General features: G+C 32.6%; 15 protein-coding genes and 4 tRNA genes. 3 read left to right on the top strand and 16 right to left on the bottom strand.

Translation table 11 applies throughout. From position 1 onward, the window contains the following. Positions 1–284 precede the first annotated feature (284 nt). From AC5ZCW_RS22320 to AC5ZCW_RS22300, 5 genes are all read right to left on the bottom strand, one after another. Positions 285–1,124 (bottom strand): phytoene/squalene synthase family protein, encoded by an 840-nt coding sequence (locus AC5ZCW_RS22320; protein WP_496121833.1) that lies wholly within the window; start codon positions 1,122–1,124, stop codon positions 285–287. Between the two features lie 3 nt (positions 1,125–1,127). Further along, positions 1,128–2,594: a bifunctional phytoene desaturase/3,4-desaturase gene (crtID, locus tag AC5ZCW_RS22315; protein WP_496121831.1), complete on the bottom strand. Its 1,467-nt coding sequence runs from the start codon at positions 2,592–2,594 to the stop codon at positions 1,128–1,130. A 39-nt stretch (positions 2,595–2,633) separates the two neighbouring features. Next, positions 2,634–3,533 (bottom strand): MerR family transcriptional regulator, encoded by a 900-nt coding sequence (locus AC5ZCW_RS22310; protein WP_177212302.1) that lies wholly within the window; start codon positions 3,531–3,533, stop codon positions 2,634–2,636. A gap of 210 nt (positions 3,534–3,743) precedes the next feature. Beyond that, positions 3,744–4,244, bottom strand: coding sequence for a tetratricopeptide repeat protein (locus AC5ZCW_RS22305; RefSeq protein ID WP_343545323.1), 501 nt, complete (start codon positions 4,242–4,244; stop codon positions 3,744–3,746). Positions 4,245–4,436: 192 nt separating this feature from the next. Then, positions 4,437–4,509, bottom strand: a tRNA-Lys gene (locus tag AC5ZCW_RS22300). 367 nt (positions 4,510–4,876) lie between these two features. On the opposite strand from AC5ZCW_RS22300, the gene AC5ZCW_RS22295 reads away from it, so the two are divergent. Beyond that, the gene (locus AC5ZCW_RS22295; RefSeq protein WP_496121830.1) at positions 4,877–5,608 is read left to right on the top strand and encodes a hypothetical protein; all 732 of its coding nucleotides are present in this window, start codon (positions 4,877–4,879) and stop codon (positions 5,606–5,608) included. Between the two features lie 11 nt (positions 5,609–5,619). Here the strand turns inward: AC5ZCW_RS22295 and AC5ZCW_RS22290 are convergent, their stop codons facing one another. The 5 genes from AC5ZCW_RS22290 to AC5ZCW_RS22270 form a co-directional block, all read right to left on the bottom strand. Further along, positions 5,620–6,357: a hypothetical protein gene (locus tag AC5ZCW_RS22290; protein WP_496121829.1), complete on the bottom strand. Its 738-nt coding sequence runs from the start codon at positions 6,355–6,357 to the stop codon at positions 5,620–5,622. Positions 6,358–6,394: 37 nt separating this feature from the next. After that, a complete protein-coding gene (locus AC5ZCW_RS22285; protein ID WP_496121828.1) occupies positions 6,395–6,883 on the bottom strand; it encodes a suppressor of fused domain protein in 489 nt (162 codons plus the stop codon). Positions 6,884–7,207: 324 nt separating this feature from the next. Further along, positions 7,208–7,290, bottom strand: a tRNA-Leu gene (locus AC5ZCW_RS22280). Positions 7,291–7,333: 43 nt separating this feature from the next. After that, positions 7,334–7,406 (bottom strand) — tRNA-Lys (locus tag AC5ZCW_RS22275). Between the two features lie 40 nt (positions 7,407–7,446). Further along, a tRNA-Lys gene (locus AC5ZCW_RS22270) sits at positions 7,447–7,519 on the bottom strand. Positions 7,520–7,645: 126 nt separating this feature from the next. Here AC5ZCW_RS22270 and AC5ZCW_RS22265 point away from each other — a divergent pair. After that, complete coding sequence (locus AC5ZCW_RS22265) at positions 7,646–8,164, top strand: shikimate kinase (RefSeq protein WP_496121827.1); 519 nt, start codon at positions 7,646–7,648, stop codon at positions 8,162–8,164. Here the strand turns inward: AC5ZCW_RS22265 and AC5ZCW_RS22260 are convergent. Both AC5ZCW_RS22260 and AC5ZCW_RS22255 read right to left on the bottom strand, forming a co-directional pair. Further along, a complete protein-coding gene (locus tag AC5ZCW_RS22260; protein WP_496121826.1) occupies positions 8,156–8,656 on the bottom strand; it encodes a phosphoribosyltransferase domain-containing protein in 501 nt (166 codons plus the stop codon). The two genes, AC5ZCW_RS22265 and AC5ZCW_RS22260, sit on opposite strands and share 9 nt — an antisense overlap. Positions 8,657–8,826: 170 nt before the next feature. Continuing rightward, a complete protein-coding gene (locus AC5ZCW_RS22255) occupies positions 8,827–9,222 on the bottom strand; it encodes an RNA-binding S4 domain-containing protein (protein WP_281633701.1) in 396 nt (131 codons plus the stop codon). 79 nt (positions 9,223–9,301) lie between these two features. Here AC5ZCW_RS22255 and bamM point away from each other — a divergent pair, with 79 nt between their 5' ends. Beyond that, positions 9,302–10,471, top strand: a complete 1,170-nt coding sequence (bamM, locus tag AC5ZCW_RS22250) for a BamM family beta-barrel-assembly machinery protein (protein ID WP_496121825.1) — start codon at positions 9,302–9,304, stop codon at positions 10,469–10,471. A gap of 223 nt (positions 10,472–10,694) precedes the next feature. On the opposite strand, the gene AC5ZCW_RS22245 is transcribed toward bamM, so the two are convergent. The 4 genes from AC5ZCW_RS22245 to AC5ZCW_RS22230 all read right to left on the bottom strand — a co-directional run bounded on the left by AC5ZCW_RS22245 (position 10,695) and on the right by AC5ZCW_RS22230 (position 13,735). Beyond that, positions 10,695–11,648 carry a transketolase family protein gene (locus AC5ZCW_RS22245; RefSeq protein ID WP_177212309.1) on the bottom strand — a complete coding sequence of 318 codons (954 nt, stop codon included), beginning with the start codon at positions 11,646–11,648 and terminating at the stop codon, positions 10,695–10,697. 4 nt (positions 11,649–11,652) lie between these two features. Further along, positions 11,653–12,327, bottom strand: coding sequence for a hypothetical protein (locus AC5ZCW_RS22240; RefSeq protein WP_496121824.1), 675 nt, complete (start codon positions 12,325–12,327; stop codon positions 11,653–11,655). A 12-nt stretch (positions 12,328–12,339) separates the two neighbouring features. Next, positions 12,340–13,188 (bottom strand): transketolase, encoded by an 849-nt coding sequence (locus AC5ZCW_RS22235; protein WP_281633697.1) that lies wholly within the window; start codon positions 13,186–13,188, stop codon positions 12,340–12,342. A 247-nt stretch (positions 13,189–13,435) separates the two neighbouring features. Further along, complete coding sequence (locus AC5ZCW_RS22230) at positions 13,436–13,735, bottom strand: hypothetical protein (protein ID WP_343545341.1); 300 nt, start codon at positions 13,733–13,735, stop codon at positions 13,436–13,438. Positions 13,736–13,739 lie beyond the last annotated feature (4 nt).

Raw genomic sequence — 13,739 nt, 5'->3', positions numbered from 1 at the left:
TAAATAGTTCCTCTCTAATGTACAATCTTGACTATTATTTCTCATCGTAACAAAATTTATTAAATTTAAATTTTGTTACCGAAATATCTAACCTTTACAATTTCGACGAAGGAGAAATCTTCGAAAGTAGCTCCTCAACAGTATGCAAATCTTTGTAGAGTTTCTCGTGAAGATTTGCTTCGCCAGTTCGCTATCGCTCGAGTCTCCTTCGTCGAAATGACAAACTGTTGGCTTTGTCGCAGTGAAACTGGTGGCTTTATTGAGAACTCCATAATTGAATAAGATTATACAAGCTTCAATTTATAAGTCACAAAAGACTGCGCCAAAAGGCCTGCTTTGGTATAATTGGAAACTCGAATTCTGGCATTTCCAATTTCGTAATACGGTGTGTTTTTTAGCTTTTTTAATAATTTTTTATAATAAACATAAGCGGTATAAACTCCAAATTTGGCTTCGATAGGCAACTTTACAATTCCTTGGTAGGCAATTCTAAAATCTTCTTCAATTTCTTTTATAATTTGATTTTTTGAATCTTCGTTGAAGTTATTCAGATTAATGCCAGGAAAATAAGAACGGTTTAAAATGGTATTATCGTCTTTCAAATCCCTAAGAAAATTTACTTTCTGAAAAGCCGATCCTAAACGCATGGCTTCGTATTTCAGCTGTTCGTATTTGTGCTCTTTTCCAGTTACAAAAACTTTTAGGCACATGAGACCCACAACATCGGCAGAACCATAAATGTAATCGATGTACTCGGTTTGTGTTTGGTAATTCGATTTTATGAGATCCATTTTCATGCTTTTTAACAATGCCTGAACCAAGTCGTCGGTAATATTATATTCTTTTACCGTTTGCTGGAAAGAATTCAAAATTGGGTTTAAGCTGATGCCTAATTCCATAGCTTTATAATATTCTTTTTCAAAATCTTCAATTAGGTATTCTTTTTCGTAGCCATGAAATGAATCTACAATTTCATCGGCAAAACGAACAAATCCGTAAATGCTGTAAATAGCATCACGAATACTTGGCGAAAGCATTTTTACAGCAAGAGAAAATGAAGTGCTGTAATTTTTGGTAACCAATTTGCTGCATTTGAAAGAAACGGCGTCGAATAGTGATTTCATTTTTTAAGATCTAAAAGATTTTTGAATTAATTCAGCTGCTAGTTTTCCTGAAATTAAGGCAGGCGGAACACCTGGACCAGGAACGGTTAATTGTCCTGTAAAATATAGATTCCTGACTTTTTTGCTTTTCAATTTTGGTCTCAAAAAAGCCGTTTGCAATAAAGTATTGGCCATTCCGTAAGCATTTCCTTTGTAGGCATTATAATCGGCAACAAAGTTATTTTTACAGAATGATCTCTTAAAGATAATGTTATTTTTAATTTTTTGCTGGGTAAGTTCTTCAAAACGAGAAATGATTTTTTCAAAATATTCTTCTCTCAGTTCTTCAGTATCTTCGATTCCTGGCGCAAGCGGAATTAAGAAAAAACCAGATTCCATTCCGGCTGGCGCTGCAGTTTTGTCTGTTATAGATGGAAAGTTGGCATAGAATAATGGGGCTTCAGGCCACTTCGGTTGATCATAAATAGCTGCTGCGTGCTGATTGAAATCGACATCAAAAAACAAAGCATGATGCGAAATGTTTTCTATTTTTTTATCAAAACCAATAAAAAATAGGAGAGAAGAAGGTGCAAAAACTCTGTTTTTCCAATATTTTTCAGAATACATTCTGTCTTCGCTGTCAAGTAAAGTTTCAGAATGCTGATAATCTGCTCCGCTTAAAACAATATCAGCTTTTAAATTCTCACCGTTAATTACGATTCCAGTTGCAGTTTTATTCTCAACAATAATTTTTTCTATTGGTGAATTGGTTTTAATTGTAACGCCAAGTTCTAAAGCCAGTTTTTCGATTCCTCGAATAACATCAAACATTCCTGTTTTTGGATGCCAAGTTCCGAGACCGAAATCGGCATAATTCATAAAATTATAAAATGAAGGGGTTTTGTTTGGTTTTGCTCCAAGAAATAAAACCGGAAACTCCAAAATCTGAATTAACCTTTCATTTTTAAAATTTTTGCGAATATCAGCACTTACATTCTTGAAAAATTGATCAAGCTTTAATGCGGTTTCTTTAGTAATTAATTCGAGAGGGGAAATTCCTGGGCGATAAACTAAATTTTTAATCGCAATATCATAATTGCTTTTGGCTTGATCAATAAAGTTTTGCAGTTTTTGACCGCTTCCTTTTTCTATGGTTTCAAAAGTGCGTTTTATTTCTTGAAGATTGTCGTAGATACTGATAAAATCATTGATCCCAAAATAAACCCTATATGCAGGATTTAATTTTATCAGCTCATAATAATCAGAAGGTTTTTTATCGAAATCCTGAAAAAAGCGTTCAAACACATCTGGCATCCAATACCAGCTTGGTCCCATATCAAAAGTAAAACCATCTTCTTTAAATTGTCTTGCACGCCCGCCAATTGTATCGTTTTTTTCGTAAACAGTAACCGTGTTTCCTTGTTGAGCAAGGTAACATGCGGCTGCTAAAGAAGAGAAGCCTGAGCCTATTATTTGGATAGTTTTTCTCATTTGTTTAACAAATATAAGAAAAACTTAAACAAAAATAAATTAAAGCATGTTAATAGTTTCTTCCATGGAATCGAAAATGCGGATTCTGTCGCTAAGGACTTTTTGGTCAATGTGTTCGACCATTTTACCCATAAGCCAGATCTCGTTGTTTTCCTGCAATAATTTCTGTCCCATCGATTTTACATATTGATTGATTACGCTTCTGTCTGGCTGAACAGTCATAAAAGAAATAAACGTAATATTCTCAAAGTGTTTGGTCAAATCCTGAAGGTTTTCAATCGGCATGCTTTCTCCAAGATAAATGGTTTTGTAACCTTTATCAAGGATCTCATATTGCAAGTACAATAATCCGATCTGGTGAATTTCGTTTAACGGAAGTGATAAAACAAAAATGCGATCGGTTTTGATTGGTTTTCTTATCTGAAGACTTTCTGTGTAAATTAAGATTTTCTGCTTAATTAAATGACTCATAAAATGTTCATTTGCAGGAGTGATGGTTTCAGATTGCCACAATAATCCAAGCTCTTTTAAAAGCGGTAAAAAATGTTCTTTAAAAACTTCTTTAAATGTTTTTTCTGTAATAAGCCAATCGAATGTATTAAAGAATAACTCTTGATCAAAATTCATCATCGCCATTTTAAAAGAGGTGATAGCGTAGTTTTGAGAGTTTTTCTTCGAGATTATTTCGCGTACCAGTTGTGGTATCTTTTCTTCAGGATATGTTGCAATTTTAGAAATCTTATATCCGTATTCGTGCAGTAACGTAATATTTAAAAGTTTCTGCAGATTATGAAGGTTGTAAAATCTAATATTAGTATCGGTTCGCATTGGTTCAAGGATGTTGTATCTCTTTTCCCAGATGCGTATGGTATGCGCTTTTATTCCAGATAAGTTCTCAAGATCTTTAATACTGAAAACAGTTTTAATATTGTTTATCATTTTTCGCGATTAAGTCAACAAATGTAAAATAAAATCTTAGATTCGACCTTAAAACTACATTAAAAAGATAGAGGATTAGAGGTTTACGTATTTAAAATATATTATTTACCTAAAATCAGGTATAAAATTTTTAAGAAATATATTACTTTGATAAAAAAGAACGGTCTGCATATTTTTGATATGCAGACCGTTTTTAATCTTTAGACGCTATTATTTACAAAAAGTAGCTTTATTTTTTATAGCACTCTGACTTCCAAGCTCAATTGCTTTGCTGAAATCTTTGCAAGAGTTTTTCTTATCGCCAATTTTGTTGTAAGCCAAACCTCTTAGGTTGTAAGCAACGTAATCTTTCGGATTTAAACCTAAAGAAGCTGTACAATCGTCAATAGTTCCTTGATAGTCTTGTAATTTGTAATTTACATTAGCTCTTCCTGTAAAGGCGTCGGCATTCATGCTGTCTAGTTCGATTGTCTTGCTAAAGTCGGCTTGAGCTCCTTTTAAGTCGTTTAGCTTGAATTTTGCCACGCCACGATTTTGGTACGCTTCGACAAATTTAGAATTCATGCTAATGGCTTTCGTGTAATCGGCAATTGCGCCTTTTGTGTTGCCAGCTTCAGCTTTTTTTATGGCTTTGTCAAAATAGCCAGTTGCAGATTGTGCCCAGATAGAGCAAGACATCATGATGAGTGATGCTAATAGTAGGTTTTTCATAAAACTAATTTGGGATTAGTGATTTAATTATTTCCCAACGAATTTATGAAAGTTTTTATTTTGTAAGAGATTTTCTTTCTGAATAATATTTAGTAAATAGAGAGACAGTAAGAGGGGGTTGAGAAGTTTTTAGAATTCAATATATTCTAAAAACAAAAAAAGGCCAAGTAAAAATAATTACTTGACCTTTTGTGACCCGACTGGGGCTCGAACCCAGGACCCCATCATTAAAAGTGATGTGCTCTACCGACTGAGCTATCGAGTCTTCATTTCTTCAATGAGGGTGCAAATATAAGGACTTTATTTAGCTTAACAACCCTTTTTTTTAATGAATTTTTAAATAAATTTTCTTTATAGGTGTAAGTGTTTGTTTTGTAGTTGAATATATTTTGATGTAATGGCGTTGATTGTCGAGAAATGTACGGTTTTTAGGTAAAATTTAATTATTTTAAAGGTAAAGATGGGAAGTTGTTGAAAAAAATTAGAACAGCTTAGAAATAGTTTTATATTAGCTGTTTAAATGCCTTTAATTTTTCAAAATAGAGAAGGTATTCAGGTTGTATTATGTATAGTAAGTTTGTTATATGCTAAAAATGGGAATGTGTAGGTTTTTTAAAAATCTAATAGTTATAATGGTTTTGACTAGTTGTCAAAATTCAAAAAAAGAAATCTATTCTTCACTTGAAAAATTTGATAGTTCTTTAGATTCGCTAATTGTTGGTAAAGTTTATGATAAACCGAAAATGTTGGTTTTTCAAGCGGATACTTTATATGGTAATCCAAAAGTTATTAAAGAAACTTGTTATCAGCTTATCGAAAATGATTCTATTAAGGTAGATGCCAATTGTCATTTGTATAAATTTAGAAATAATGAATTGATAATAAATTCAACAGAGACAGCGCTTGGAGAAAAATTTGTGCAAAAATTTATTTATTTCAAGGATAAAATTGATAATAAGTTAGTTGATGACTTGAGAAAAATCAAATCTGATACTGTTTATTTTGGATGTCTTAGAAAATATGATGAAGCAGGGAATTTATTGAAAAAAGTGAATAATAGTAATTGGATAGAAATTCAAAAAAATGGAGTGCCAGTTACTGGTGAAAACCGTGTTTTGGAAGTTTATAAACATAATAGGGACAATACTATAACTACATGGAGAAAAGAATATTTTAAAGAACAATATAATGTAGATAGCTTAAAGAGTGTTAATGTGGAAGAATTTACTGTTAGTAAATTTAATGCTTGGGATTTGGATAAAAAAAGCTATTCGTACAAAGTGGATAAATATGGCAACTGGGTAGTTAAAAAAAGCAATAGAAAAGAGAATCCAGATGTTTATTATAGAGAAATAATATATTAATTTTTAAATGTTTAGATTCTACTATTTTCTCGTTCATTTATTTCGTCAATTGCACTTTGAATAAAATATTTTAAATCATTACTTCTTGTTTTTTTTAACTCTGCTTCCAATGTTTCTAATGACTTTATTGTTCCAGTAGATCTAAGGGTTGCGCAAATCATACCTTTAGTATGCTGATCACTAGTCTTCAATTTTAGAATTAAAATTTCTTCTAAATCTTTGTGCTCTGAGTTTTGTAAGGCGCTAAGTGCGTCAATCCTATTCTGATATGTTCCATTTAATAGTAATTGTTTAAGATAGTCAATATTTAGAGAGTCTGGTTTTCTCAACTTATTAAGCCTGCTTAAAACAGTTGTAATTACTTCTTCTTTGTCAGTTTTTTTGAGTTCTGAAATTAAAAAGTCAAAAAGTTCATAATCTTTACAGTTTACGCATAAACTGCTTAAACATCTTAAAACGTATTGTTTATATTGGAAAAAATCTTTGTCCTTAAGTAATTCGATAAGTTCTGGCTTTAAGGTTATATCACTTAATTCATCCGAAACCCTGTAAGCAAACCAACTAGAATAATCTTCACTTTCAAAAGATTGGTCTCGTTTCTGCTTTTTAATGATATTATTTGAAATAAAATTTTTGCTTCCCATTTCAATAATTAGAGTCTTTGCATCAGAAGACTTTAACTTAGAAATCAAGTTTTCTTTGTCTTCTTTAACTTTTTCATCTAAACTTTTAAATAGTCCAAATAGCATAATTTTGTTTTTATTTAAAATTTCTGATTATAATCTTTTAAACTAAGGATTTTCTTAATGGATTTAAATAATCCAGTTGTTTCTCCTCGAACAATTTTTCTAATGCATCACAACCATCCTCAATTTTATAATCTCTTTCCATTTGCGTAATCGGAATAAGCCAATAGCAATGAATTACCTTTTCTTCAAATTGAAAAATTTCTAGATTCTCTCCATCAAGATAAGGTAACGAAATAAATGCATGGTCACAGATAGAATTTTCAAGCCAAGGTCTTCCAATATTAGAGGTGTGATGAATATTAAAAGGTGTCAGTCTATGATGAGAGGCATGAACAGTCAATAATTCAACCAAAGAGTTATCTTGTCTGGGAGAATAAATAACTAACTCAATTGGGTTATCATCTATTAAATCAGCTGACATTCCAACACTACAATATGCCCACATGTTGTGAACATTATTTGGAGCAAATTCTAAAACGAAGAACTCTGGATGGGTTTTCCATGTAGGTCCTATTTCCCATTTCATTTTTTTTCCAGAATTCCATAATAGGAATTGTAGTGATCGGTCAATTTCGCAGAGTAATTCTTTTGCATTAGCTTTTTATGATGAAACAGAGTCAGTTTATGTCAAATCAATCTTGCAGACTATTATTTAACAAAGTGAACTTAATAACTTTATCTTCAATATGCAAATAATAATGCTGTTCAAGAAATTGAGAGACTTGACGGAGTTCGAGCCAAAATTTGCCTTAAACACTGATATCGCAAAAAAATAAAACTTCAAAAATAATTTTCGAACCATAAAAAAGCCTGCACAATATACACTTTGCAGGCTTTTTTATTTTTATTGTGACCATGGAGGGATTTGAACCCTCACGCCCTTACGAGCACCACCCCCTCAAGATGGCGAGTCTACCGTTTCTCCACATGGCCTAAAAAGAAAAAAGGTCGAGTAAAATAAATTACCCGACCTTTGTGACCCGACTGGGGCTCGAACCCAGGACCCCATCATTAAAAGTGATGTGCTCTACCGACTGAGCTATCGAGTCATTGCCTTCAAGAAATTTAATTTGTTAATCACAAAATTTGTGACCCGACTGGGGCTCGAACCCAGGACCCCATCATTAAAAGTGATGTGCTCTACCGACTGAGCTATCGAGTCATTTAATTTCTTGAATGCGGGTGCAAATATAAGGAGTTTTTTTTGAAGTTTCCAAGCTATTTTATCATAAATTTGTCTTTTTTTTGGAAAAATCTCCAATTGCTTAGTTTATAAGGTTTTATTAATATGAAAAAAATTGTACTGTTAGGTTACATGGGTTGCGGAAAGTCAACAATTGCCCAAAATTTGTCAAAAATTACAAATATTTCGTTCTTAGATTTGGATAAATGTATCGAGGAAAGAGCAAATTTATCCATAAATGAGATTTTTGAAAAGCATGGAGAAGTGTATTTTCGAAAATTAGAGCATGAAATGTTTGTAGAATTACTGCAATCTTCTGAAAATAATATTGTCGGATTAGGTGGAGGAACTCCATGTTATGCCAATAATCATGAATTATTAAAAGGAGATGATGTTGTATCTATATATTTAAAAGCATCTATTGACACTTTATATAATAGATTGGTGCATAATAAAAGCAAACGTCCTTTGATTGCTAATATGAATGAGGAGGAAATGAAAGAGTTTATCGCGAAACATTTATTCGACAGAAGTTATTATTACAATCAAGCAAAACATAAAGTTTCTGTAGATGATAAATCTGTCGAAGAAACGGTTCAGGATATTTTAGAAATCTTAGCTTAAAGAAGCATAGTCGCCGTTTTCTGAATTGAAAACCACTTGAATATGCTCTAATAAAGAAGTTGAAAGCGAAATTCCTTTAAAATCTGCCTTTACAGGATATTTTTTATGATTTCGGTCAACAAGTACTGCTGTTTTGAATTTTTTAAGCGGAACGTCTAAAAAATGACGAACAGCATATATTAATGTAGTGCCCGAGTTTAAGACATCATCAACCAGAACAAGTCCTTTGTTTTTGTATTCTTCAGGAGTTAATGAAGTTTGTATCGCTTCTTGCGGATTTTGTTTGTTTATTTTGACTTCGCAGATAGAAACTTTTAAAGTAGAGATACCGCTAAGTGCCGAAGCTATTTTTTCGGCAAAAACAAATCCGTTAGAAGCAATTCCGGCAATAACAACTTCGTCTTCGTCTACAAAAGTCTCGTAAATTTGGTAAGCGATACGTTTTATTTTATGTTCGATTTCCTGATGGGTTAGAATAATATTGTTACTCATGGTGTATTTTTTTGCTAAGATAATTAATTTAAAATCCAATCCCGAAACCTCAAAATAAATTCCAGATTCCAATTATTTCGGGAAGTTTGTTTTTATTTTGACTGTTTTGAAATTTGATTACTTTTTTTGGGAATTTGGAATTTAAAAAATTGAAATTTTAAAAAAGGAATTTATTCAGTTTCCTCTTCTTCGTCATCGTAAATTTCGTCTCCGTAATCATCAATGTCTCTTCGGTCTTTTTTAGTTGGACGTCCGGTACCGCTTCTTCTATAATGTTCTTTAGATAGTTTTAATAGCTCTAAATGTGCATAAGCTTCTGGCGGAGTTTCATTTTTTCGGTAAATATCAACCAATTTTGCTCCAACACGACTTTGTGGAATATCTAAAACCGTTATAATTTGTGTAATTTGATCTTTTCTAAAAGTAATTCGGTCCGTGGGAAAAACTTCTTTTGATGGTTTTGCAACCTGCCCATTTACAGTGATCTGATTCTTTTTGCAGGCTTCAGTAACCATGTTTCTGGTCTTGTAATAACGAACGCACCACAAGTATTTATCTATTCTCATAATTTTTCTAAAATCCAAGTTAAATTCTTTACAAAAATAAATCAATATTGTATCTTGCGCACCTAAAAAAATGATAATAATGAATAAATTTAAATATTATTTTGTTTTGTTACTCGCTGGTATTGCCATCGTTTCTTGTAATAAAAGCGATGATGATAAATCGGTAGTGGTTCCTGTGAGAGATTATGCAGAGCAGTATAAAGCAGATAATGATTCTATTGAAAAATATTTAAAAACAAATTATATTACAGTAACAGATAATTATGATGTTACTATAGCAAAGATTCCAGCAGGAGGAACGCAAACTTCTATTTGGGAGCAGCAGGAGTATCCTTTAAAGTATAGAGAGGTCGCTAGCCGTGGTGTTAATTATAAAGTTTATTATCTAAGTTTTAGAGAAGGTGTTGGTGAGAGACCATGCAATTTCGATGAGATTACGGTTTCGTATACAGGAACGCTTTTAGACGGTACTCAATTTGATAGTTCTTACGGATTAGAACGTGATTTTAACTTGGATATTTATGTCACAGGGCCTATTGTAGATGGCTGGCCAGAGATTATGCCACAATTTAGAGTAGGAACTCGTAACCCAGCTGGCGCTGATGGAAGTTTTACGTATGATGGCTATGGTGCCGGAGTAATGTTTTTGCCTTCAGGCTTAGGGTATTATGGGAATCCTCCAGCAGGTATTCCTGTTTATTCTCCTTTAGTATTTAGTTTTAAATTACTTGCTTTAAAACGATCTGATATTGAGTATAGTTCGTCTGCGCAAGCAAAAATAGGTGATGGTGTGCCAACTTATTTGGAAGATCTTAATGGTGATGGGTATCTTTATGATCCGAGAGATACTGCAAGATATCCTACTTTGACAGATGATAAAATAGAAGATACTGATAAAGACGGAATTCCGGACTTTTTGGATTTTGATGATGACGGAGATGGTTATACAACTCGATTTGAAATTACAAAGCCTACTGATCAGATAGGTTGGGGAACATTGGATGGGTCACCTTTTTATTTTGGAATAAGAAACTATTATCCTTGGGATCCAATGAACGATGATTCTGCTACGCCAAATGTTGATGAAACTGAACCGAGAGGAATTCCGAGAAGACCAACAGGAGATCTTACTGATCCTACTAAACCTGAATCAATTACAAATTCTCGTAAGTATGTTCCAGAAGATTATACGACAGCGGGAAGATTAAGAATTCATCTTGATAAAACCTATCCTTATCAAAAGAATTAAAAAATAATACAAAATAATTGAAGCCTCGGAATCTAAAATTCCGAGGCTTTTTTATGTAAAGGAAGATAATTTATCAAATTCCCAAGGAATATCTTAATTTACGAACTTGAATTTTGAGTTGCAGATATAATTTGATTTGGGTTTATTAGTTGAAATAAGGTGTAAAAAAAAACCTCGGAATGCAAATTCCGAGGTTTTTTTATAAAGTAAGAAAGTTTAAAGATTACTTTCTTTTGATTACTCTTTCTACAGCTTCAACAATTGCTTGGTTGTTTAATTTGTATTTTTCCATTAATTGCTCTGGAGTTCCAGACTCTCCAAAACTATCTTTTACTGCCACAAATTCTTGTGGAGTTGGATTGTTTAATGCTAATACTCCAGAAACACTTTCTCCAAGACCTCCTAGGTAGTTGTGCTCTTCAGCAGTAACTACGCATCTTGTTTTAGCAACCGATTTAAGAATTGCTTCTTCGTCAAGAGGTTTAATAGTATGGATGTTGATTACTTCCGCAGAAATTCCTTTTTCTTCTAATTTTTCAGCTGCAATAAGAGCTTCCCAAACTAAGTGTCCTGTTGCGATAATAGTAACATCTGTTCCTTCGTTCAATAAAATTGCTTTTCCAATTACGAACGGCTCATCTGCAGGAGTAAAGTTAGCTACTACTGGGCGTCCGAAACGTAAGTAAGCAGGACCATGGTGGTCTGCTAATGCAATAGTTGCAGCCTTAGTCTGGTTGTAATCGCATGTGTTGATTACTGTCATTCCTGGCAACATTTTCATTAATCCGATATCTTCTAAGATTTGGTGAGTTGCTCCGTCTTCTCCTAAAGTTAAACCAGCGTGAGAAGCACAGATTTTTACGTTTTTATCTGAATAAGCAACAGATTGACGAATCTGATCGTAAACTCTTCCTGTAGAAAAGTTAGCGAAAGTTCCTGTAAAAGGGATTTTTCCTCCAATTGTTAAACCTGCCGCAATTCCAATCATGTTTGCTTCAGCGATTCCGATTTGGAAAAAACGCTCTGGGTGATTTTTCTTGAAATCATCAAATTTTAATGATCCAATTAAGTCAGCACATAATGCTACAACATTTTCGTTTTTTTGACCTAATTCAGTCATTCCCGCTCCAAAACCAGAACGAGTATCTTTACTTCCTGTATTTTCGTATTTTTTCATAGCTTTAATTTGCTGTAATATTTTTGTTTTTAATGTCTAAGCTAAAATCTATTTCTTCAATTTTTAAAAGTTTTCGAAAATACATTTTCTTGCCTTTTTCAATAAAATAAGAGCTAGTTATAACTTCATTATTTTTTAATCTAAATTTTTGACACCACAAAGGGGTTGCTAGGATTCTGAAATTAAAATGTTGATTTTTTGAAATTTCAGATGGGGCAGTTTCATAAAATGATTCATTAATTAGCTCTCTTTTTCTATTGTTTTTAAATTGTTTGATGTTGATGTTTTTTACATTGTCTTTCAAAGAATATAAAACTTCATAGAAATATCCATTTTTTTGCAATTTACAATAATCAGTATTGTAAGTAAACGAAATGGAGCTGGATAATAAACTTATATCATTTATTTTGTTTTTATGAGACTCATCTTTGTATATAAAATTTTTCCCTCTCGCTAAATCAACCAATACGGCACTTGATATAGTATCTTTAATTTTGGTTATTTTAAGGATATATGTGCTGTCTTTTGAATTAGAATAATTGTATTCGAATTGACTATTATTACCAATTAAAGAATCCTTATCGAATTTGTAAAGGGTAAAATAATCAAAATGATATTCTTGAGAAAAAACATTTTGAAACAGAATTAAAAAAAATAAAGATGCAAAATGCTTTTTCATAAATCAATTAATTTAATAGTCTGCTAAAGTTGAAATGTTTTGAGCTAAAGCACTTGCTAATTGGTCATTGTTTGGTGCTTTACCGTGCCAAGCATGAGTGTGCATCATAAAATCTACACCATTACCCATTTCTGTGTGTAATAGAATGCAAACTGGTTTTCCTTTTCCTGTTCTTGATTTAGCATCAGTTAATCCAGCGATAATAGCATCGATATTGTTGCCTTCTTTAATTTCTAAAACATCCCAGTCAAAAGCTTCAAATTTAGCGCGAATGCTTCCCATTGGCAAAACTTCGTCAGTTGTTCCGTCAATTTGTTTTCCGTTTAAGTCGATAGTTGCAATAATGTTGTCTACTTTCTTAGCAGATGCATACATGATAGCCTCCCAGTTTTGACCTTCTTGCAATTCTCCGTCTCCGTGTAAACTATATACAATATGATTGTCTTTGTTTAATTTTTTAGCTTGCGCTGCTCCAAGAGCTACAGATAAACCTTGTCCTAATGAACCAGACGCAATACGAACTCCAGGTAAACCTTCGTGTGTTGTTGGGTGTCCTTGTAAACGAGAATCTAATAATCTGAATGTAGCTAATTCTGAAACTGGAAAGTAACCACTGCGTGCTAGAACGCTATAAAAGACAGGAGAAATGTGTCCGTTTGAAAGGAAAAATAAATCTTCTCCAATTCCGTCCATATCAAAACCTTCTTTGCGGTCCATTATGTTTTGATATAATGTTACCAAAAATTCAGTACAACCTAATGAACCACCTGGGTGTCCAGAGTTTACAGCATGTACCATTCTAAGAATATCTCTTCTTACTTGGATCGTTAAATCGCTTAATTGTTGTGTGTTAGGCTTCATTTTATATGTAAAAGTTAAACTGGAGCAAAAGTAATCGTTATTTTGCGGGGAGACAAATGATTTTTTGCTTTAGTTTTATAGCAATTGTTAAATTTTACTATTTTTTTTACATTATAAAGAAAAATATAACGGGTGTTTTGCTTTTTAATCTTGTATAAATGTGGTTTTTACAATTTATGTTAAAGCACAAAAAAAGCCTTGTGAAATACAAGGCTTTAGATATGTGTTATATGATAAATAGTGGTTTTTATTCAGTATCGCCTTCGCTGTAATAATTATTTTCTTCATCTTCCGAGCCTATTTCTTCTTGTTGGTCGTCTAGTTCGGCGCCAGGAATATCCAAATCATTTCCAAGTTTGTCACTGTTTTGTTTCCATTCATTGCCATTCTGAGTAATGGTTTGGTCAGTCGAAATGCTTTCTGGATCCACATCTTCTGATTTATCTTCACGATTGTAAATGTCTTCATTTGCTGGATAATTTAGGTTTTCCAGATTTCTTTCGATCTCATTTTCTTTTGCTGTGTTTTTATCTTCTGAATTTATCATAATG

The sequence above is a fragment of the Flavobacterium sp. PLA-DH12 genome, assembly GCF_059511845.1.
The sequence above is the reverse complement of the archived record's forward strand: the minus strand, read 5'-3'. Positions and strand labels throughout refer to the sequence as shown.

Bases quoted from the DNA above. Each gene is read 5' to 3' on its own strand.
- AC5ZCW_RS22255 (WP_281633701.1), bottom strand. From the start codon at position 9,222: ATGAGAATAGATAAATACTTGTGGTGCGTTCGTTATTACAAGACCAGA.
- crtID (WP_496121831.1), bottom strand. From the start codon at position 2,594: ATGAGAAAAACTATCCAAATAATAGGCTCAGGCTTCTCTTCTTTAGCA.
- bamM (WP_496121825.1), top strand. From the start codon at position 9,302: ATGAATAAATTTAAATATTATTTTGTTTTGTTACTCGCTGGTATTGCC.
- AC5ZCW_RS22245 (WP_177212309.1), bottom strand. From the start codon at position 11,648: ATGAAAAAATACGAAAATACAGGAAGTAAAGATACTCGTTCTGGTTTT.
- AC5ZCW_RS22285 (WP_496121828.1), bottom strand. From the start codon at position 6,883: ATGAAATGGGAAATAGGACCTACATGGAAAACCCATCCAGAGTTCTTC.
- AC5ZCW_RS22235 (WP_281633697.1), bottom strand. From the start codon at position 13,188: ATGAAGCCTAACACACAACAATTAAGCGATTTAACGATCCAAGTAAGA.
- AC5ZCW_RS22260 (WP_496121826.1), bottom strand. From the start codon at position 8,656: ATGAGTAACAATATTATTCTAACCCATCAGGAAATCGAACATAAAATA.
- AC5ZCW_RS22310 (WP_177212302.1), bottom strand. From the start codon at position 3,533: ATGATAAACAATATTAAAACTGTTTTCAGTATTAAAGATCTTGAGAAC.
- AC5ZCW_RS22305 (WP_343545323.1), bottom strand. From the start codon at position 4,244: ATGAAAAACCTACTATTAGCATCACTCATCATGATGTCTTGCTCTATC.
- AC5ZCW_RS22290 (WP_496121829.1), bottom strand. From the start codon at position 6,357: ATGCTATTTGGACTATTTAAAAGTTTAGATGAAAAAGTTAAAGAAGAC.
- AC5ZCW_RS22240 (WP_496121824.1), bottom strand. From the start codon at position 12,327: ATGAAAAAGCATTTTGCATCTTTATTTTTTTTAATTCTGTTTCAAAAT.
- AC5ZCW_RS22295 (WP_496121830.1), top strand. From the start codon at position 4,877: ATGGTTTTGACTAGTTGTCAAAATTCAAAAAAAGAAATCTATTCTTCA.
- AC5ZCW_RS22320 (WP_496121833.1), bottom strand. From the start codon at position 1,124: ATGAAATCACTATTCGACGCCGTTTCTTTCAAATGCAGCAAATTGGTT.
- AC5ZCW_RS22265 (WP_496121827.1), top strand. From the start codon at position 7,646: ATGAAAAAAATTGTACTGTTAGGTTACATGGGTTGCGGAAAGTCAACA.
- AC5ZCW_RS22230 (WP_343545341.1), bottom strand. From the start codon at position 13,735: ATGATAAATTCAGAAGATAAAAACACAGCAAAAGAAAATGAGATCGAA.